Source organism: Nonomuraea sp. NPDC048826 (assembly GCF_043198225.1).
In the GTDB taxonomy this organism is placed as follows: Bacteria; Actinomycetota; Actinomycetes; order Streptosporangiales; family Streptosporangiaceae; genus Nonomuraea.
Genome location: NZ_JBICUQ010000007.1, coordinates 231,320 through 249,990 on the forward strand (window position 1 = coordinate 231,320; position 18,671 = coordinate 249,990).

Below are 18,671 nucleotides of genomic sequence, written 5' to 3' on the forward strand. Positions count from 1 at the left end.
GCCCCTATTACAGCGGTATGGTCAGCGGTCACCCCGGTAGTCGGCGGCGACGCCGATGAGCGAGATCAGACCGGAGGCGAACTCCATGGCCTCCGCGTGCCCCTCGGGGAACGGCGGCTGGAAGCCGACGCCCTCCCAGGCCCCGGTCTGCGGGTTCCACAGGTCGCTGCCGACCTCGAAGTCCCACCCGTAGACGCCGTAGTCGTACCAGAGCTCGTCGGCGGAGTTGCCCGCGGCCGAATAGAGCACGTCGGTGACCGGCCCGGTCTGCTGCGGCCAGGTGACGGTGCCCCGCTCGGCGGCGATCCCCTCCAGGATGGTGCGGGCCGAGCGCAGGAAGTACGCCTCCTCCTGGCGGCTGGGCCTGGGCAGCGTCACACGGCCGTCGAGCTTGTACGCGCCGGGCGGCCACATGAAGTAGCCGCCGTAGCTGTGCACGTTGAGCGCGAACCGGATGTTCGGGTACGTCTGAGCCAGCCAGATCACGTTGCGGCTCTCCGGCTCGGAATGCTCGGCCGGTCCGGCGAAGGTGCCGCTCTGGCAGTTGGCCGAGGCGCCGAAGTAGCCGTCGAACAGCGAGCCGACCGCGTAGTTGCGGTTCACGTCCACGCCCCAGGTGTTGCGCAGCGCCGGGTCGGCCTGCTGGGCCGGACAGTGGTTCGTCATGTTCTTGCGCTGGGCGTTGAAGTCGTAGAAGGAGTAGTTGGCGCCGTCCGGGTTCACCGTCGGGACGATGAAGATGTCCGTACGCTCCAGCAGCTTCCTGGTGGCCGGGTCGCGCGGGTAGTTGCGCAGCAGCCGCTCGGCCGCCTCGATCGTGACCAGCGGCGTCACCCACTCCCTGGCGTGCTCCTGGGCGTAGGCGAGCACCCCGGTGCGCGAGCCGTCCCGGCGCGTGCCGATGCGCAGCGCCAGCACCCGCCACGGCTGCCGCGACACGTCCGCGGGCGCGCTCAGGAAGTCGTCGAGCTGGGTGAGCGGCGCCGGGGCCATGACGCCGGCGCCCGGGTCGCCCCGGTACGTGGCCGCGGTCACCGGGCTGCCGGGCGCCGCCGTGAGCGCGGCGGCGACCTGGGCGGCGGTGCTCGACAGCGCGCCGGAGCCGTCGGTGGCCAGGCTCACCCTGATCTGCTTGCCGTCCACGACCACCTCGAGCGGCCGGTCCGCCGCTCCCGGATCGACCAGCTCGACGGCCAGGTCCTCGCCGCCTTCCGACCCGTACGCGCGCGACGTCACCACGACGGCCGCGCCGGGCGGGGCGCCGACGACGGCCTGGGCGTGCCGCCGGTAGCCGTTGGTCAGGTTGGGCAGCTCGATGACGTCGGTGAGGCGGGGGAAGCGCCGGTGCAGGTCCCTGACCCGCTCGTTGAGCTGCGTGGGCGGCATGTACTGGGTGACGAAGTCCTTCTGGTACCCCGGCCGGTTGCGGTCGGGCCGCTCCCCGTCGGGCCACTCCGCGACCTTCGCCTCCGCCTTGCCGCCGGCCGCCGAGGTGATGGTGATCCGCTGCGGCCGCTCACCGGTGGGCGCCGGGGTGCTGAACTGGTGGCCCAGGTAGGCGCCGGCGTCCACGTACGGGACCATCTGGACCTGGCCGGTGACGCCGCCCCTGCCCCGCCAGGTGACGGTGAGCGCGGCGTCGGGGCCCGCGCTGCTGGACGCCTCGACCGACAGGAAGTAGCCGTCGCGGGACTCGAACCACACCGCCCGCTCGACCACGATGCGATCCTTGACGCCGCCGCCCTTGCGCGCGGGCGCCGGGGTGCCGGTGGCCGGGGTCGCGCCCAGCGAGCGCAGCTCGGCCAGCCTGCTGGCGGTCACCACGGCGTCGACGTGGATGCTGCCGTCGGCCTGCGGCCGCACCCGGCCGGTCAGGTCGGCGCCGGAACCCACCAGCCGCTCCAACCCGGCCCGGTCGGGCACCGACAACGTCACCAGCGAGGCCGGCTCGGGATCGGTGGGCCCGGCCACGGCCGGGATCGACGGTTCGGCGGCCACGAAGGTCGTGAGCACCATCACCAGGACAACTGCGGACGCCCGCAAGGCACGCATCGGCTCCTCCGGATGGTCGCCGTATGGCCGCCATTGAAGGCCGAACCGCCGGCCCCGACAAGACCCAAGCTTCGGCGGTGCGCACAGGTCCACCGACCTGGACGCGGGCCGGCGGGTCGGCCGGTGGTGAAAGACGCCTCACAGCCCGTCCAGCGTCCCGGTGTCCTGCGGCGCCGCAGGCACTCCCGCGCGGCGCCGTTCCCATCGGATGAACCGTGAGGATGCCGGCCTGTTCAACGCCACGGCCGCGTTCGCCGCGAGAGAGGGTCAGCCGGCGGCCGGGGCGGTGGAGCCGCGGACGACGAGTTCGGTGGCGAGTTCGATGTGGTGGGAGTCGATGCGTTCGCCGGCGGCCAGGCGGAGGGCGCGGCGCAGGGCGACGCCGCCCATCTCGCGGAGCGGCTGCCGGACGGTGGTCAGGGGCGGTGAGGCCATCCGGGCGATCTGGGTGTCGTCGAAGCCGACGACGCTGAGGTCCTCGGGGACGCGCAGCCCGCGCGCCCGCGCGGCCTCCATCACGCCGAACGCGGTCTCGTCGCAGCCGGCGAAGACGGCGGTCGGCGGTTCGGGCAGGGCGAGGAAGCAGGCCCCGGCCTCGACGCCGTCGCCGTAGCGGAACCGGCGGTGCTGGATGTACTCCTGCCGCACCGGCGCTCCCTCGGCCTCCATGGCGGCGCGGTAGCCGTGCAGCCGCGCCTGGTTGCACGCCGCCGTGGCGGGGCCGCCCAGATAGGCGATGCGCCGGTGGCCGAGGGAGAGCAGGTGCTGGGTGGCGGCCAGCCCGCCGGCGAAGTTGGTCGACCCGACGCTGGTCACGCGGGTGCGCGGCAGGTTGAGCGGGTCGATCACCACCAGGGGCAGCCCGGCCTCGGCCAGGGCGGCGAGCTGGGCGGCGGTCAGCTCGCTGGTGACGGCGACCAGCGCGCGCCGGCCGGTGGCCACGAGATCCCTGGCCCACTTGCTGGTGCGCTCCGAGCCCTTGCGGATGCTGATCACGACCGAGACGCCCAGTTCGCCGCCGGCCCGCACCGCACCCTGGATGATCTCACTGGAGTACGCGTTCAGGTCGGCGTCGAACTGCAGCTCGACGGTGCTCGCCGCCTCGGGTCGCCGGGGCGGCGGGGCCACGTAGTCGTGCTGCCGCAGCGCCGACAGCACGAGGGAGCGGGTCGCCGGGGCGACGTCGCTGCGGCCGTTGAGCACCTTCGAGACGGTCGCCACCGACACGCCGGCGGCGGCCGCGATGGTGGCCAGCGTGGCGCGCTTGGCCGGCATGGCTAGACGCGCTCCGCCGCCGGGTGCACGTCCACCGGTGTGTGCAGCCGCCGATCGTGGCCGACGACCCGCAGCGGCCCGGTGAGCCGGACGGTGCCGGCGCACGGCAGGTCGCGTGCGGAGGTGCCGACGAGCACCTCGATGTCGCCGGGTTCGACGATCCGCTTCAGGTCGCGGCCGGTGAACGCGGTGCGGTCGGCGTGTACCTGGAAGCGCACGTCGGCGGCCTCGCCCGGCTCCAGGCTGACCCTGGCGAACCCGGCGAGCTGCCGCACCGGCCGGGTGACCTGGGCGAGCACGTCGTGCAGGTAGAGCTGGACGACCTCGTCGCCGGCGCGCTCGCCGGTGTTGCGGACCCGGACCGTCACGGTGAACTCCCCGTCGGTGGGCACCTCGGTGTCGCTGATGTGGAAGTCTCCGAGCTCGAAGGAGGTGTACGAGGTCCCGTACCCGAAGGGGAAGAGCGGGGTCGGGTCGAGGTTGCTGATGCCGTCGCTGTCGGCGCCGAGCGGCGGTTGCAGGTAGGTGTGCGGCTGGCCGCCGGGGGTGCGCGGGATCTGCACCGGGAGCCTGCCGCCGGGCTGGACGCGGCCGGACAGCACGCCGGCGATGGCCGCGCCGCCCTGCTCGCCGGGCATGAACGCCTGGACGAGCCCGGCCGCTCTGGGCTGGACCTCGCCGAGCGCGTACGGGCGGCCGGAGACGACGACCACCACGACCGGGGTGCCGGTGGCGGCGAGCTCGGCCACCAGGTCCTCCTGGACGCCGGGCAGGCGCAGGTCGTCGGCGTCGCAGCCCTCGCCGGACGTGCCCTGGCCGAACATGCCGGCCAGGTCGCCGACGACGGCCACGCACAGGTCGGCGGCGCGGGCGGCGTCGGCGGCGGCGGCGAACCCGGAGCGGTCCTGCTCGCGCACGTCGCAGCCGCGCTCGTAGGCGATCTCGGCGCCGGGCAGCTCGGCGCGGAGCGCGTCGAGCACGCTCGGCGCGTCGACGCCCAGCCCGAGGCCGGGGTAGCGGGGCAGCACGTGGTTGGGGAAGGCGTAGCAGCCCATGAACGTGCGCGGGTCGTCGGCGCACGGCCCGACGACGGCGATCCGGCCCGGCGCGGCGCGGTCCTCGCCGAGCAGGGGCAGCGCGCTGCCGGCGTCCAGCAGGATGACGGACCGCTCGGCCAGTTCGCGGGCCAGCTCCCGATTGGCCTGCGAGTCCAGCTCGACGGTGGCGGCACCGGCCACGGAGGATTCGGGGGTCCAGCCGGGGTCGAAGAGGCCCAGCTGCACCTTCTGGGTGAGCAGGCGGCGCGCCGCCCGGTCGATCAGCTCCTCGGGCAGCTCGCCGCGGCGCACCCGTTCGGCCAGGTGCTGGCCGAAGCCGAGCGTGTCGGGCAGCTCGACGTCGAGGCCGGCCGTGAGCGCCTGGACTCCCGCCTCCCCGGCGTCGGCGGCGACGAGGTGCATGGTGGCCAGGAACGGGATCGACCAGTAGTCGGAGACGACGGTGCCGGTGAAGCCCCAGTCGCCGCGGAGCACCTCGGTCAGCAACCACGGGTCGGTGGCGGCGGGGACACCGTCGACGTCGGAGTAGGAGTTCATCACCGAGCGGGCGCCGCCCAGCTCGATGGCCGTCTCGAACGGCGGCAGGATCATGTCCATCAGCTCGCGCCGGCCCATCGGCACCGGGCCGTGGTTGCGCGCCGCCCGCGAGGCGGAGTAGCCGGCGAAGTGCTTGAGCGTGGCGATGACGCCCGCGTCCTCCAGGCCGCGCACGTACGCCGAGCCGATCATCGAGACGAGGTACGGGTCCTCGCCCATGGTCTCCTCGACCCGGCCCCAGCGGTAGTCGCGCACCACGTCCAGCACCGGCGCCAGGCCCTGGTGCACGCCGACGGCCCGCATGTCGCCGCCGATCGCGGCGCCCATCCGGGCCACCAGGGCGGGGTCGAACGTGGCGGCCCAGGCGATCGCCGCCGGGTAGACGGTCGCGCCGTAAGTGGTGAAACCGGTCAGGCATTCCTCGTGGACGAGGGCCGGGATGCCGAGCCTGGACTGCTCGATCACCTCACGCTGCAACCGGACCACCTCGGCGGCGCCCTCCGCGGGGGTCACCGGCCGGCTGCCGTGCACCCGGGTCAGGTGCCCGATGCCGCGGCTGACCGCCTCCCGGAACGAGGAGCTGTTCGCGGCGGCGAAGGCGTCCTGCAGCGGGGCCACGTTGCCGGTGCCCCCTTCGTCGGCGTCTCCCCTGTCGGGATCGGGGGCGGGGAGGGGCTCGCCCATGGTGTTGCCCTCCCACCGGCTGCCCAGCTGGGCCACCTTCTCCTCCACCGTCATCTCCGCCAGCAGGGCGTCCACCCGCGCTGCCACCGGAAGCGCCGGATCCTGCCACGCGCGCAGGGCTTGGCCCGCCGCGGACGTCCGATCGAGAGCCGTCATTCAGGTCTCCTTAGAGGCGGCTCTTGCCGCAAAGTTTCGAAACATTTCGGATGCCTGCGGAGGTGGTCTCGTGGGAGCGCTCTCGTCTCCAGATCACCCAGCGTGGCGCCCGTGCGAGCGTATCTCACTCGTTACGCTCTTGCCGAGGGGGAGTTTTCGTGCTGGGAGAGGTTGACACCCCTGCGGCCGAAATCTAGATTGGCGTGCCACGCGGTCGTTTCGAAAATGTTTCGACACTGTGGAGCCGCGGCCCCATCCCCCCGGCGTTCGAGTACGGAGATCAGCGTGGAGTCCAGGACAACGTCTCGCCGCACCTTCCTAGCCATGTCGATGGGCCTGCCCCTGGGGGCCGCGCTCGCCGCCTGCGGCACCTCCGGCCCCGGCAGCACCGGTGGCGGCGGTGCCAGCGGTGGCGGTGGCGCGAAGGCCAGCTACTGGTTCTTGTCGACCGAGCCGCAGGAGGGGGTGCGCCGGCGCACCGCCGAACGGTTCAACCAGGCCAACCCGAACGGCCAGCTCGAGTTCACCACCTTCCAGAACGACGCGTTCAAGACGAAGATCAAGACCGCGATCGGCGCGGGCGAGGCGCCCACCATCATCTGGGGCTGGGGCGGCGGCGGCCTGCGCAGCTACGTGCAGGCGGGCCAGGTCGAGGACCTCACCTCGTGGTTCGACGAGAACGCGGCCGTCAAGGACAAGCTGTTCCCCTCGTCCTTCGGCGCCGCGACGGTCGACGGCAAGGTCTACGCGATGCCCTGCGAGACGATGCAGCCGATCGTCCTGTACTACGACAAGCGGGCCTTCGAGAAGATCGGCGCCGAGCCGCCCCAGTCGTGGGGCGACATCATGGACCTGGTGCCCAAGTTCAACGCCAAGGGCATCGCGCCGTTCTCGCTGGGCGGGCAGTCGCGCTGGACCAACATGATGTGGCTGGAGTTCCTCTTCGACCGCATGGGCGGCCCCGAGGTGTTCCAGGCCGTGTTCGACGCCGAGAAGGACGCCTGGAACAACCCCGTCGCCATCGACGCGCTGACCAAGATGCAGGACCTGATCAAGGCCGACGGCTTCATCAAGGGCTTCTCCTCGATCACCGCCGACTCCAACGCCGACCAGGCGCTGCTCTACACCGGCAAGGCCGCGATGATGCTCCACGGCGGCTGGACCTACGGCAGCATGAAGCAGGACGGTGGCGACTTCGTCTCCGGCGGTAACCTCGGCTACATGAACTTCCCGCCCATCGACGGCGGCAAGGGCGACCCCGGCAACACCGTCGGCAACCCCGGCCAGTACATGTCGATCTCCTCCAAGGCCACGGCCGAGCAGAAGGAGATCGCCAAGAAGTTCTTCTCCACCGAGCTCATCAGCGACAAGTCGGCCGAGGAGTGGGTGTCGACCGGCGCGGTCCCCGTCATCAAGGGCTCGGAGAAGTTCTTCACCAACTCCGAGGACGCCGACTTCCTCAACTTCGTCGTCGGCATCGCCAACAACGCCAAGGTGTTCCAGCAGTCGTGGGACCAGGCGCTCAGCCCGACCGCCGCCGAGGTGCTGCTCGACAACATCGCCAAGCTGTTCCAGCTGTCGATCGGGCCGCAGGAGTTCGCCACCAACATGAACGCGGTCATCGGCAAGTGAGCACGATCGTCACCGTTCCACCCGCAGGGAAACCGTCTGCCGCCACCCGCGTGCGCGGCAGCGGTGCCCTCGCGTGGCTGGCGGTCCCCGCCCTGCTCGTCTTCGTGGGCTTCGGCGTGATCCCCCTGCTCGGGGTGCTGGCGTTGAGCTTCACCACGTGGGACGGCCTCAGCCCGGAGATCTCCTTCAGCGGGCTGACGAGCTGGAGCGCGGTGCTGAGCGATCCGGGGCTGCCGCACGCCCTGTGGGTGACGTTCCTGATCATGGCCCTGTCGTGGCTGGTCCAGACGCCGGCCAGCATCCTCATCGGGGTCTTCCTGGCCGGGCAGCAGCGCTACCGCGCGCTGCTCGCGGTGCTCTACTTCATCCCGCTGCTGCTCAGCTCGGCCGCGATCGCGATCACGTACAAGGCGCTGCTCGACCCGAACTTCGGTCTCGGCGCCGGTCTCGGCCTGGAGTTCCTGACGCAGGACTGGCTCGGCGAGGGCACGCTCGCCGTCGGGGTCGTGATCTTCATCGTGTCCTGGCAGTTCATCCCGTTCCACTCGCTGCTCTACCAGGGCGGGGTGCGGCAGATCCCGCGCTCCATGTACGAGGCGGCGGAGCTCGACGGCGCGGGGCGGGTGCGGAAGTTCTTCAGCATCACCCTGCCGCAGCTGAAGTACACGATCATCACGTCCTCCACGCTCATGGTGGTCGGCTCGCTGACGCTCTTCGACCTGATCTTCGTGCTGACGGCGGGCGGGCCCGGCGACGCCACCCGCGTGCTGGCGCTCGACATGTACAAGCGGGGCTACCAGGCCAACCTCATGGGCCCGGCCAGCGCCATCGCCGTGATCCTCGTCCTCGTCGGCCTCGCCCTGGCGCTGCTCCTGCGCCGGCTCGGCGGCCGTGACGCCAGCGCCAGCCAGCTCGAGGGGGCCTGACATGGCGACGACGATGACCGACAAGCCCGAACACCTGCTGGCAGGGCCCTCCGGGCGGCGCCGCCGCAGGAGCAGGCCGCGCGAGTCGAAGAACTGGCTCGGCGGCACCATCTCGTGGATCTGGCTGGCGATCGTGATCGTCCCGATCTACTGGGTGATCGTCACCAGCTTCAAGTCGCAGAGCCACTACTACCTGTCGAACCCGATGGCCCCGCCGACCGAGCCGACGCTCGACAACTACCGGCTGGTCATCGAGTCCGACTTCCCGCTCTACTTCCTCAACAGCCTGATCGTCGCCGTCGGCTCGGTGGTCCCGGCGGTGCTGTTCTCGTTCATGGCCGCCTACGCGATCGTGCGGGCCAGCCAGAACCGCTTCCTGAAGTCGGTCAACTGGCTCTTCCTCATGGGACTGGCCATCCCGCTCCAGGCGACGGTCATCCCGATCTACCTGATCATCATCAGGCTCCACCTGTACGACAGCCTGCTGGCGCTGATCCTGCCGTCGATCGCGTTCGCGATCCCGCTGTCGGTGCTGGTGCTGGCCAACTTCATCCGGGACGTGCCGAAGGAGCTGTTCGAGTCGATGCGGCTCGACGGGGCGAGCGAGCAGACCACGCTCTGGCGCCTGGCCTTCCCGCTGACCCGGCCGGCCGTCGTGACGGTGTCGATCTACAACGCGCTGCAGATCTGGAACGGGTTCCTGCTGCCGGTGATCCTGACGCAGAGCCCCGACAAGCGCACGCTGCCGCTGGCGCTCTGGACGTTCCAGGGGCAGTACAGCGTGAACGTGCCCGCGGTGCTCGCCTCCGTGGTGCTGACCACGCTGCCGATCCTGGTCCTGTACGTGGTGGGCCGCCGCCAGCTGCTGAGCGGCCTGACGGCCGGCTTCGGCAAGTGATCTGAGTCCCGTACAGGGGCACAAGTCCTCCCATGGAGGGCGTGTGGGATCTCGTGATCGTGGGCGCCGGGCCCGCCGGTTCAGCGGCGGCGCTCGGCGCCCTGCGGCGGCGGCCCGGCATCCGGGTGCTGGTGCTGGACAAGGCGGGCTTCCCCCGCGACAAGGCATGCGGCGACGGCATCGCCGCCCACGGCCGGGACGAGCTGGCCAGGCTGGGGGTGCCGGGGCTCATCGACGACTACCGGCCGACGCCCCGCCTGACCGTGGTCTCCCCCGGCGGGACCCGGGTGTCGGCGACGGCGGCGCGGCCCAATCACGTGGTGCCGCGCCGGGTGTTCGACGCCCGCCTGGTCGAGGCCGTCCGCGCGGCGGGGGCCGAGGTGCGGCTGCACCGGGTCAGGGAGCTGACGGGCTCGGGGCCGGTGGTCGTGGTCGACGGCCGGATCCGGGCGCGGGTCGTGGTCGCCGCCGACGGGGCCAACTCGGCGGTCCGGCGGCTGATCGGGCTGCCGGTCTCGCCCGACCGGCACACGGCCATCGCGGTGCGCGGGTACGCGGACGTGCCGGACGAGGACGACGTCCAGCTCATCGCCATGCAGCGGGCCGGCTGGCCGGCGTACGCGTGGTCGTTCCCGGTCGGCGACGGCACCGCGAACGTCGGGTTCGGGATGCTGCTGCCCCGGCTGCACGCGACCGGGCTGCCGGGGCGGCGGGTGCTGCACGGCAGGCTCGCGGAGCTGCTGCCCGACCGGCCCGCCCGTGACCTGCGCGCCCACCATCTGCCGCTGTCCACCGGCCGGCCGGCGCCAGGGGCCGGGCGGGTGCTGCTGGCCGGGGACGCGGCCAGCCTGATCAACCCGCTGACCGGCGAGGGGATCTACTACGCGCTGCTGTCGGGGCGGCTGGCCGGGGAGGCGGCCGTCGCCGCGCCCGGCGACCCGCTGCCCGTCTACCGGAAGGCGCTGCGCGGGGCGCTGGGCCGGCATCTGCGGACGACAGACGTGCTGGCCAGGCTGGCGCAGTCGCCGGGGTTCATCGACGCCGCCATCGCCACCGCCGCCCACCGCAAGGAGGTGTTCGACCTGCTGGTGGAGGTGGGACTGGGGGCGGGGACGGTGCCGGCGCCGCTGGCGTACGCGGTGGCCTCACGCTGGCTGCGCGACTCCGTACGCCGGCGCTGAGGACCGGTCGCCGTCAGGACGTGAGGGAGCCGCCTTCGGCCAGCAGGAGGGCGACGTCGACGCCCGCCACGGCGATGGCCGCCAGGAAGGGCAGGCGCGGGCGCCGCCGGGCCGGCAGGATGCCGGCGGCGGCGAGCACCGCGGCCGTGGCCAGCGCCGCCCAGCCCAGCGGGCTCGTACGGGCGAGCGCGGGGAAGACCGGCCCGAAGGCGAGCAGGCAGGTGGCGGCCAGGAGCGGGAGCGGCAGGAGGGCGCGCAGGCGGGCCGGTCCGAGCCGCTGCGGCCAGCCGCGCACGCCCGTCGCCAGGTCGTCGGCCAGGTCCGGCAGCACGTTGGCCAGGTGGGCGCCCACGCCGAGCAGGGCGGCCGCGGCCGTCGCCCACCAGGCGGGCCACGGCTCCCCCGGCAGCCCCAGCGTCACGAACGCGGGCAGCACCCCGAACCCGACCGCGTACGGCGCCCACGACAGCGCGGTCGCCTTCACCCCCAGGTCGTAGGCCCACGCGGCGAGCACCCCGGCGAGATGCGCGGACCCGGCGAGCAGCCCCGAGGCGAGCGAGAGCGGCACACAGCAGACCAGCGCCACCACCGCAGCGACCCGGAGGGCCCTGGGCGTGATCGTGCCGTCGACCACGGGCTTGTCCGTGCGGCCCGCGGCCAGGTCACGGCCGGCGTCGGCCGCGTCGTTGCACCAGCCGATCGACAACTGGCCCGACAGCACCGCGAGCCCCACCAGCAGGCACCCGGCGGCGTCGTGCCCGGCCGCCGCCGCGAGCGCGGTCACCAGAGCGGTGACCGCCACGGTCGGGCCGGGATGGCAGCCGCGCGCCAGCCCCGCGATCATCCGGCGCCGGCCCTCCGTCATGGCCCGATGCTACTCGCGGCCCCGGCGACACGGGCGAATTGACCCGCCTTGACCAGCCGTTCCTCGGGGAAGACGATCCCCCGTGGCTTAGGCGATCATCCTGAGGGGAACCGTGGCATCGACGAGAGTTTTCGGCCGCCCGCCCAGGGGAGCCCTCATTGACCCATATCGCCGCAGTACGCTGCGCCTTCCCTCCGCATCGATACCCTCAGGCCGAGCTGACCGACATGGCGGCCCGGGTCTGCCTGCCGGAGAACGCCGACCGCCGCCTGCTCGACCGGCTGCACCGCAGCGCCCGCGTCGAGCACCGCAACCTGGCCCTGCCGATCGAGGAGTACGAGAAGCTCGACGGCTTCGGCGCCGCCAATGACGCCTACGTGACCACGGCGGTCGAGCTGGGGCTGGAGAGCGTCCGCGCGGCGCTGGACGGCGCCGGTCTGAGCCCGGCGGACGTCGACATGATCATGTTCACGTCGGTGACCGGCATCGCCGTGCCGTCGATCGACGCCCGGCTGGCGGGCGCGCTGGGCCTGCGGCCGGACGTCAAGCGGCTGCCGGTCTTCGGGCTGGGCTGCGTCGCGGGCGCGGCCGGGGTGGCCCGGCTGCACGACTACCTGCGCGGCTGGCCGGACCACGTGGCGGTGCTGCTGTCGGTGGAGCTGTGCTCGCTCACCGTGCAGCGCGGCGACGGCTCGCCCGCCGGGCTGGTCGCGAGCGCGCTCTTCGGCGACGGCGCCGCGGCCGTGGTCGCCTGCGGTGACGGCCGTACGACGAGCGGCCCCACGGTGGTGGCCAGCCGGAGCCATCTCTATCCGGATTCCGAGCACGTCATGGGCTGGCAGGTGAGCGCCGGCGGGCTGCGGGTGGTGCTGGACGCCGGGGTGCCCGAGGTGGTGCGCCGCTACCTGGCCGACGACGTGCACGCCTTCCTCGCCGACCACGGGGTGACGGCGGACGAGGTGTCGGCGTGGGTGTGCCATCCGGGCGGCCCGAAGGTGCTGGAGGCCGTGGCGGAGACGCTCGGCCTGCCGGCCGGCGCGCTCGACGTCACCTGGCGCTCGCTGGCGGCCAACGGCAACCTGTCGTCGGCCTCGGTGCTGCACGTGCTGGGCGAGACGCTCGCGACGCGGCGGCCCGAGCCCGGCACGTGGGGGGTGCTCATCGCGATGGGCCCCGGTTTCTGTTCGGAACTCGTCCTGCTGCGCTGGTGACCCATGGTCTGGTATCTGGTTCTCATCCTGCTGGTCGGCCTGGAGCGGCTGGCCGAACTGGTCGTCTCCAAGCGCAACGCCGCCTGGAGCCTGGCCCGCGGCGGCGTGGAGCACGGCCGCGGCCACTACCCGTGGATGGTGCTGCTGCACACCGCGCTGCTGGCCGGCGCGCCGCTGGAGGTGTGGCTGGCCGGGCGGCCGTTCCTGCCTCTGCTCGGCTGGCCGATGCTCGCCCTCGTGCTGGCCGCCCAGGGGCTGCGCTGGTGGTGCATCACCGCGCTCGGGCCGCGCTGGAACACGAAGGTGATCGTGATACCGGGGCTGCCGCTGGTGACGCGCGGCCCGTACCGGCTTTCCTGGCTGCGTCACCCGAACTACGTGGCGGTGGTCGTGGAGGGGTTCGCGCTGCCGCTGGTGCACACGGCGTGGGTGACGGCGCTGGTGTTCACCGTGCTGAACGCGGCGCTGCTGTCGGTGCGCATCCGCACCGAGAACGCGGCACTCGCCCTGGCCGGGCGGCCCGCCACGTGATCGACGTGCTGGTCGCCGGCGGCGGGCCGGCGGGCCTGGCGACGGCCGTCCACGCGGCGCTGCTCGGCATGGAGGCGGTCGTGGTCGAGCCGCGCACCGGCCCGGTCGACAAGGCGTGCGGCGAGGGCATCATGCCCGGCGGCGTGGCGGCGCTGGCCGCGATGGGGGTGACGGTGCCGGGACGCCCGCTGCGCGGCATCCACTACCTCGACGACCGGCGGACGGTCCGCGCGACGTTCGGGCCCGCGACGGGGCTGGGCGCGCGGCGGGTCGCCCTGCACGACGCGCTGGCCCGGCGGGCCGCCGAGCTCGGCGTGAAGACGGTCACCGGCCGCATCACCCATGTGGTCCAGGACCGCGACGGGGTGGAGGCCGCCGGGCTGCGGGCGCGCTGGCTGGTGGCTGCGGACGGGCTGCACTCGCCGCTCCGCCGCCACCTGGGGCTGGACGCGCCCGCGGGCGGGGTGCGCCGGTACGGGCTGCGCCGGCACTACCGGGTGGCGCCGTGGACCGACTTCGTGGAGGTGCACTGGTCGAGGGGCGGGGGCGAGGCGTACGTCACCCCGGTGGGCGACGAGCTGGTGGGCGTGGCGATCCTCAGCTCGGCGCGGCGGCCGTACGAGGAGCAGCTGGCGGGGTTCGGCGGTCTGGCGGGGCGGCTGCGCGGGCCGGCCGTGACGCCGGTGCGCGGCGCCGGGCCGTTCCGTCAGCGGGCGCGGGCGCGGCGCGCCGGGCGGGTCCTGCTGGTGGGCGACGCGGCCGGTTACGTGGACGCGCTCACCGGCGAGGGCGTGTCGCTGGCCGTGCGCTCGGCGGAGATCCTGGCGCGCTGCCTGGCGGAGGACCGGCCGCAGGACTACGAGCGCGGGTGGCGGCGGCTGTCGCGCACCCACCGGCTGCTCACGGGCGCGCTGGTGCAGGTCGCGCGGCGGCCGGGCACGGCACGGCTGGTGGTGCCCGCGGCCCGGGGCCTGCCGGGGGTGTTCACGTCGATCGTCCGCCTGCTGGCCTGAGCCGCCGGCTCCGATGGGATCCAAGCCCGCTGCAAGTTGAGCGATCTACGGTGATCCGCCATGAGACGCGTGGCGCCGCTGGGCGCGCTGCTGGTTTGCCTGAGTGGTTGTGTGATCACCCCGATGGGTCCGATAGCCGAGGAGTCGCAGGTGAGAGGCCGGACGGAAAGTGCTGTGGAGCAGGAGGGGAACACCGTGGGAGTCGAGCCAGGAGTGCTCAAGGGCCGGGTGGTCGGCACCGACGGCAAGCCCGTCCAGGGCGCCCAGATCGTGGCCGACAACCAGCTGCTCTACCGAACTGTGGGCCAGTGCTCCGGCGTTCACGCCGGGGGTGAAGGCCCACGCGGGAGTGCCCGCCAGGGCGCGAGTGTGCTCTGACCTGTCAGCGTGTCCGTGGTCCAACCTCAGACGGGTCGTTTCTGCTGCTCGATGTACTGCTTGAGCACGGTGAGCGGTGCGCCGCCGACGCTCCCGGCGAAGGAGGAGCCGGACCGGAAATGACCGCCCTGCACAATGCCTCCTGACGTGGGGTGCGTATTCCTTGCGCAGCATCCGCGCCGAGACTCCCTTGAGACTGTTGACCAGCTTGGACACAGCGATCTTGGGCGGATAGTGAACCAGCGGGCAGACGCGGCCCGTGTCCGCCGTTGAACTCGCGAAGCCCGACCTCGAAACCGGCGCAGACCTGGCGCATGAGTTCCTCGCAACGGACCAGCATCTCGTCAGTGAACACCCCGCGGCGGCACTTCATGACGAACACCAAATAAGCGTGCAGATGGTAGACAACCTGCCGGCCGGTACGGACATCAGGATTCGGCTGCCGTCGCGGTGACCTCAACCAAAGGATACGATCAGCGGGTGGAGCGGGTGGAGCAGACGCGGGCACACGTGGCGCGACTCGACCTCAGCGCAGCCCAGGCCGCCGTGATCGACGGTCAAGCCCATGCCGCTCGCGCCCTGTGGAACCTGCTGCACGAGTACTTCACCTTCCGCCAAGGCCGCTTCGCCTCGCTGAAGGAATGCGACACCGCGATACGCCAAGCCCGCCACGAGATCGACTGGCTGGCCCGGCTCCCCGCCCAAGCAGCGCAAGCGGTGCTGAAGACCTACCGCCAAGCGTGGGCGAACTTCTTCAACCCCGGCCACCCGGCCCGGCGCCCGACGTTCAAGGGCCGGTCCCATACCCGGATGGCGCAGTGCAGTCCCGCAAGCCCGCGACTTGCAGGTCCAGCGGATCAACCGGCGCTGGGGCGAGGTGAACCTCCCCAAAATAGGCCGCGTCCGGTTCCGCTGGACCAAGGACCTGCCGGGCGTCACCCGGGGCGGCCCGCAAGGACGCATCACCGGAGCCAGGCTGGTCAAGAACGCGTTCGGCTGGTCCATCGTGTTCCGCACCGAAACCCTGCTCCCCGCCCTCCGGCAGGCGCATCCGGGTCCGGCGGTGGGAATCGACCGGGGCGTCACTGTCGCTCTGGCATTGTCGGACGGCACCACACGCGAGCACCAGCCCTGGCTGAGCCGGGGCGAACGCGAGCACCTGCGCCGCCTGGAGAAGAAATCAGCCCGGCAGCGGGCCACCCGAGCGCAGGGCCGGCCGCAGGGCCGGCCGCAGGGCCGGCCGCAGGGCCGGCCGGTCTCGCATCGGCTGGCCCGCACCTACGCCCAGATCGGCAGGGTACGCGCGATAGCCAAGCGTCGCGCCCTCGACTGGCAGCATCAGACCACCACCGAACTCGCTGACACCTTCAGCCTGATCGTGGTGGAGGATTTGAAGATCCCCGGCATGGTCCGCTCGGCGAAGGGCACGATCGAAGCCCCCGGAAGAAATGTTGCGCAAAAGGCCGGGCTGAACCGGTCGATCAGCGGCGAGGCGTGGGGCCGGGGGGTCACCTTGATGGAGTACAAGAGCGCCGGCCGGGGCGGGAAGGTGGTCAAAGTGCCCGCGGCGGGCACGTCGCAGACCTGCCACCGGTGCGGGCATCGCGACCCGGCAGCACGTCAGGGCATCCGTTTCGCTTGCACCGACCCCGGCTGCGGCTGGGCCGGCCACGCCGATATCAACGCCGCGATCAATATCGAGCACGCCGCAGGGACTGCGGTGTCAGGACGTGGAGACCTCACCGTTGGGCGGTCTGCGAAGCGTCAACCCCCGCACGCCGCTTAACCACGGTGTGACGGGAGAGTCTCCGGCCTTCAGGCCGGAGAGGAGTTCAATGGATCCAGCTGGAGCTGAAGCTGTAGGCGGCTAGCGGCGGGGCGTGCGGATGCGCGGGATCGGCACCTTCGACCAGTCGATGTCCGAGGCCAGGTAGAAGCTCGGGTAGGCGGGCTGGTTGTAGGTGGTCTGCTGGCGCGCGATCTCGGCCCGGTACTGCGGGTCGTGCATCAGCGTGTAGAGCTTGCGGTCGGTGACCTCGGTGCTCACGTAGATCCGGACGGCGGTGCTGTCGGTGGTGCGCACCAGCAGTTCCTCGCGCCAGTCGCCGAACACGTCGGCGACCAGGCCGGGGTTGCCCTTGGTCCAGTTGTTGGTGAGCGTGCCCTCGGCGGTGAGCAGGGTGCCGCGCCGGTGGTCGTCGACGGTCGGCGTCTGCAGCACGGTGGTGGCGGTGCCGTTGATCATCTGGGTGGTCATGTCGGCCGCCCAGCGGATGCTCATGTTGGTGCCGGGCACGTTCCGGCCGAGGTAGTCGCCGCGGGCCGACCAGAGGCCGGCGTCGACGGCCTGGTCGGGCGGCATGGACGACCAGGCTTCCATGCCCCGGACGGCCGGGTCGACGTCGCCGGTCATGCCGCGGCCGGTGTCGACGCCGCTGTAGCCGCCGAACAGCACCTCGCCGGTGGCGGCGGCGCGCATGGCCCAGCCGTACGGCGCCCACCGGCCGCCCTCGTGCACGGTCCAGATCTCCAGGCCCTCGTGGTCGGGGTCGAGGTCGGCGACGTGCATGGCGTCGCCGTGGCCGAGCCGCACGTTCTGGCCGGGCACCGCGCTGCCGGGCGGGCCCTCGGCGAACGAGGAGTACAGCAGGTCGCCGTCGTCGTCGATGGTCGCGGCGCCGTACACGATCTCCTGCTTGCCGTCGCCGTCCACGTCGGCGGCGCTCAGGGAGTGGAAGCCCTGGGTGGTGAGTGTGGCGTACTCGGGGTCGGTGCCGTCGACGCCGTGCGGGGAGGCGTTGAACGGGTTGTCCATCGGCACGTGGCCGCTGTCGACGTACCAGACCTCCTTGAGCCGCCTGCCGTTCCAGTCGTAGGCGACCAGGGTGGAGCGGGTGTAGTAGCCGCGGGCGAAGACCGCCGACGGGCGCCGGCCGTCGAGGTAGGCGACGGCCGACAGGAACCGGTCGACGCGGTTGCCCGGCTCGACCCTGGCCATGGCGTAGTCGCCCCACAGGAGGCCGTCGTCGCCTCGTCCGGGCTTGTACGGGATCGTCTGCAGTTCCTTGCCGGTGGCGCCGTCGAGCACGGAGAGATATTCGGGACCGGTGAGGATATATCCGGCGAATTCCCGCAACCGGTTGTTGCCACTGCGGGCCGGGGCGTACACGTCGACGAAGTAGTTCGCCAGATCCGTGGCCGCCTCGCGGGACAGCGGGTAGGCGTGCCTGGGCTCGATCCCGAAGGCCTGCTCCAGCGTGGCGGGCCAGCGCCCGGCGACCACCTCGGGGTGCTCGTGCCAGCCCTGGAACAGGCCGACCAGGTGCTCGAAGTAGTCCTCGGCGCTCTTGCGGTAGTCGTCGGCGTGCGAGTATCCGGCCCTGACGTCCTTGGCGGGCATCGTGACGTGGCGCTCCGACAGCACCCGGCCGTCCCGGGCGTAGCGGGTGATCTTCGTGCCGGGGGCGGTCTTGAGCATGGTCTCCGAGCGGCCGTCGCCGTCGAAGTCGTAGACCAGGAACTGGGTGTAGTGGGCCCCGGAGCGGATGTTGACGCCCAGGTCGAGCCGCCACAGCAGGGTGCCGTCCAGCTCGTAGGTGTCGAGGTAGGTGTTGCCGGTGTAGCCGCGCTGGGAGACGTCCTTGGAGTTGGACGGGTCCCACTTGACGACGTACTCGTACTGCCCGTCCCCGTCGACGTCCCCGACGCTCAGGTCGTTGGCCGAGTAGGTGTAGGCCTCGCCGGCCGGGGTGACGCCGTCGGCGGGCTTCTTCAGCGGAAGATCGTGAAACGATTCAACCCAAGGCGTCACAGCAGGACCGCGTTTCCCCTCGCGCCCCCGTTCGATCGGGGCGACGCGGTAGGAGGACGTGGCGGTGCCGGCCCGGTCCAGATGGTTCGTGCTGCCCGTGACGGTGGCGATCGGCCGGCCGTCGCGGTAGACGCGGAAGTCGGTGCCCGTCATGCCGCGCGGGCCGTGCCCGGTGACCTCGTCGCCGAGGAGTCGCCAGCTCAGGAACACGCCTTCGCCGGTGGGGACCGCGACGAGCCCGCGGTCGAGGTGTTCGAGCTGGACGCCGCCGGGGTGGCGGTCGTGGCCCGCCTGGACGGGCGGGGCGGCGAGGGCCAGGGAGAGCAGGGCCGCGGAGGCGGCCGCCAGTAAGCGGCGTGTGCTGCTAGGGGGAAGCATGCCCGGATTGAATCGATATAACAACCGTTTGTCAAGAGGCTATTTCCGGCCCAAGACATTTGTGCTGGAATCGCCATTGGGGTTC

The 18,671-nt window shown here is 72.2% G+C and carries 14 protein-coding genes and 1 pseudogene; 9 read left to right on the top strand and 6 right to left on the bottom strand.

The window, feature by feature from the left end:
- Nucleotides 1-21: 21 nt before the first annotated feature.
- The 3 genes from ACGFI7_RS25965 to ACGFI7_RS25975 form a co-directional block, all read right to left on the bottom strand.
- On the bottom strand, nucleotides 22-2,052 hold the full coding sequence (locus ACGFI7_RS25965; protein WP_393409135.1) for a M14 family metallopeptidase: 2,031 nt from the start codon (nucleotides 2,050-2,052) through the stop codon (nucleotides 22-24).
- A 267-nt stretch (nucleotides 2,053-2,319) separates the two neighbouring features.
- The gene (locus ACGFI7_RS25970; protein ID WP_393409136.1) at nucleotides 2,320-3,327 is read right to left on the bottom strand and encodes a LacI family DNA-binding transcriptional regulator; all 1,008 of its coding nucleotides are present in this window, start codon (nucleotides 3,325-3,327) and stop codon (nucleotides 2,320-2,322) included.
- A 2-nt stretch (nucleotides 3,328-3,329) separates the two neighbouring features.
- A complete protein-coding gene (locus tag ACGFI7_RS25975; protein ID WP_393409137.1) occupies nucleotides 3,330-5,762 on the bottom strand; it encodes a glycoside hydrolase family 3 N-terminal domain-containing protein in 2,433 nt (810 codons plus the stop codon).
- A gap of 324 nt (nucleotides 5,763-6,086) precedes the next feature.
- Here ACGFI7_RS25975 and ACGFI7_RS25980 point away from each other — a divergent pair, with 324 nt between their 5' ends.
- From ACGFI7_RS25980 to ACGFI7_RS25995, 4 genes are read left to right on the top strand one after another with little or no spacing between them, the layout of a single operon-like run.
- Complete coding sequence (locus tag ACGFI7_RS25980; RefSeq protein WP_393409139.1) at nucleotides 6,087-7,394, top strand: extracellular solute-binding protein; 1,308 nt, start codon at nucleotides 6,087-6,089, stop codon at nucleotides 7,392-7,394.
- Nucleotides 7,391-8,320 (top strand): carbohydrate ABC transporter permease, encoded by a 930-nt coding sequence (locus ACGFI7_RS25985; protein WP_393409140.1) that lies wholly within the window; start codon nucleotides 7,391-7,393, stop codon nucleotides 8,318-8,320. The genes ACGFI7_RS25980 and ACGFI7_RS25985 overlap by 4 nt, the downstream gene beginning before the upstream one ends.
- A 1-nt stretch (nucleotide 8,321) precedes the next feature.
- Nucleotides 8,322-9,218 (top strand): carbohydrate ABC transporter permease, encoded by an 897-nt coding sequence (locus ACGFI7_RS25990; RefSeq protein ID WP_393409142.1) that lies wholly within the window; start codon nucleotides 8,322-8,324, stop codon nucleotides 9,216-9,218.
- Nucleotides 9,219-9,250: 32 nt separating this feature from the next.
- Complete coding sequence (locus ACGFI7_RS25995) at nucleotides 9,251-10,399, top strand: NAD(P)/FAD-dependent oxidoreductase (protein ID WP_393409144.1); 1,149 nt, start codon at nucleotides 9,251-9,253, stop codon at nucleotides 10,397-10,399.
- A 13-nt stretch (nucleotides 10,400-10,412) separates the two neighbouring features.
- Here the strand turns inward: ACGFI7_RS25995 and ACGFI7_RS26000 are convergent, their stop codons facing one another.
- Entirely contained in the window at nucleotides 10,413-11,264 is an 852-nt protein-coding gene (locus tag ACGFI7_RS26000) for a UbiA family prenyltransferase (protein WP_393409146.1), read from the bottom strand.
- Between the two features lie 158 nt (nucleotides 11,265-11,422).
- Here ACGFI7_RS26000 and ACGFI7_RS26005 point away from each other — a divergent pair, with 158 nt between their 5' ends.
- The 4 genes from ACGFI7_RS26005 to ACGFI7_RS26020 all read left to right on the top strand — a co-directional run bounded on the left by ACGFI7_RS26005 (nucleotide 11,423) and on the right by ACGFI7_RS26020 (nucleotide 14,397).
- Nucleotides 11,423-12,475, top strand: coding sequence for a type III polyketide synthase (locus ACGFI7_RS26005; protein WP_393409148.1), 1,053 nt, complete (start codon nucleotides 11,423-11,425; stop codon nucleotides 12,473-12,475).
- 3 nt (nucleotides 12,476-12,478) lie between these two features.
- Nucleotides 12,479-13,006 (top strand): isoprenylcysteine carboxyl methyltransferase family protein, encoded by a 528-nt coding sequence (locus tag ACGFI7_RS26010; RefSeq protein WP_393409150.1) that lies wholly within the window; start codon nucleotides 12,479-12,481, stop codon nucleotides 13,004-13,006.
- Entirely contained in the window at nucleotides 13,003-14,019 is a 1,017-nt protein-coding gene (locus ACGFI7_RS26015; RefSeq protein ID WP_393409151.1) for an NAD(P)/FAD-dependent oxidoreductase, read from the top strand. Before ACGFI7_RS26010 ends, ACGFI7_RS26015 begins: the two co-directional genes overlap by 4 nt.
- Nucleotides 14,020-14,214: 195 nt before the next feature.
- On the top strand, nucleotides 14,215-14,397 hold the full coding sequence (locus ACGFI7_RS26020) for a hypothetical protein (protein WP_393409152.1): 183 nt from the start codon (nucleotides 14,215-14,217) through the stop codon (nucleotides 14,395-14,397).
- A gap of 26 nt (nucleotides 14,398-14,423) precedes the next feature.
- Here ACGFI7_RS26020 and tnpA read toward each other — a convergent pair.
- A pseudogene (tnpA, locus tag ACGFI7_RS26025) lies at nucleotides 14,424-14,857 on the bottom strand (IS200/IS605 family transposase).
- A 381-nt stretch (nucleotides 14,858-15,238) separates the two neighbouring features.
- Here tnpA and ACGFI7_RS26030 point away from each other — a divergent pair.
- Entirely contained in the window at nucleotides 15,239-16,183 is a 945-nt protein-coding gene (locus ACGFI7_RS26030) for an RNA-guided endonuclease InsQ/TnpB family protein (protein WP_393409153.1), read from the top strand.
- An 81-nt stretch (nucleotides 16,184-16,264) separates the two neighbouring features.
- Here the strand turns inward: ACGFI7_RS26030 and ACGFI7_RS26035 are convergent, their stop codons facing one another.
- A complete protein-coding gene (locus tag ACGFI7_RS26035; RefSeq protein WP_393409155.1) occupies nucleotides 16,265-18,586 on the bottom strand; it encodes a rhamnogalacturonan lyase in 2,322 nt (773 codons plus the stop codon).
- Nucleotides 18,587-18,671 lie beyond the last annotated feature (85 nt).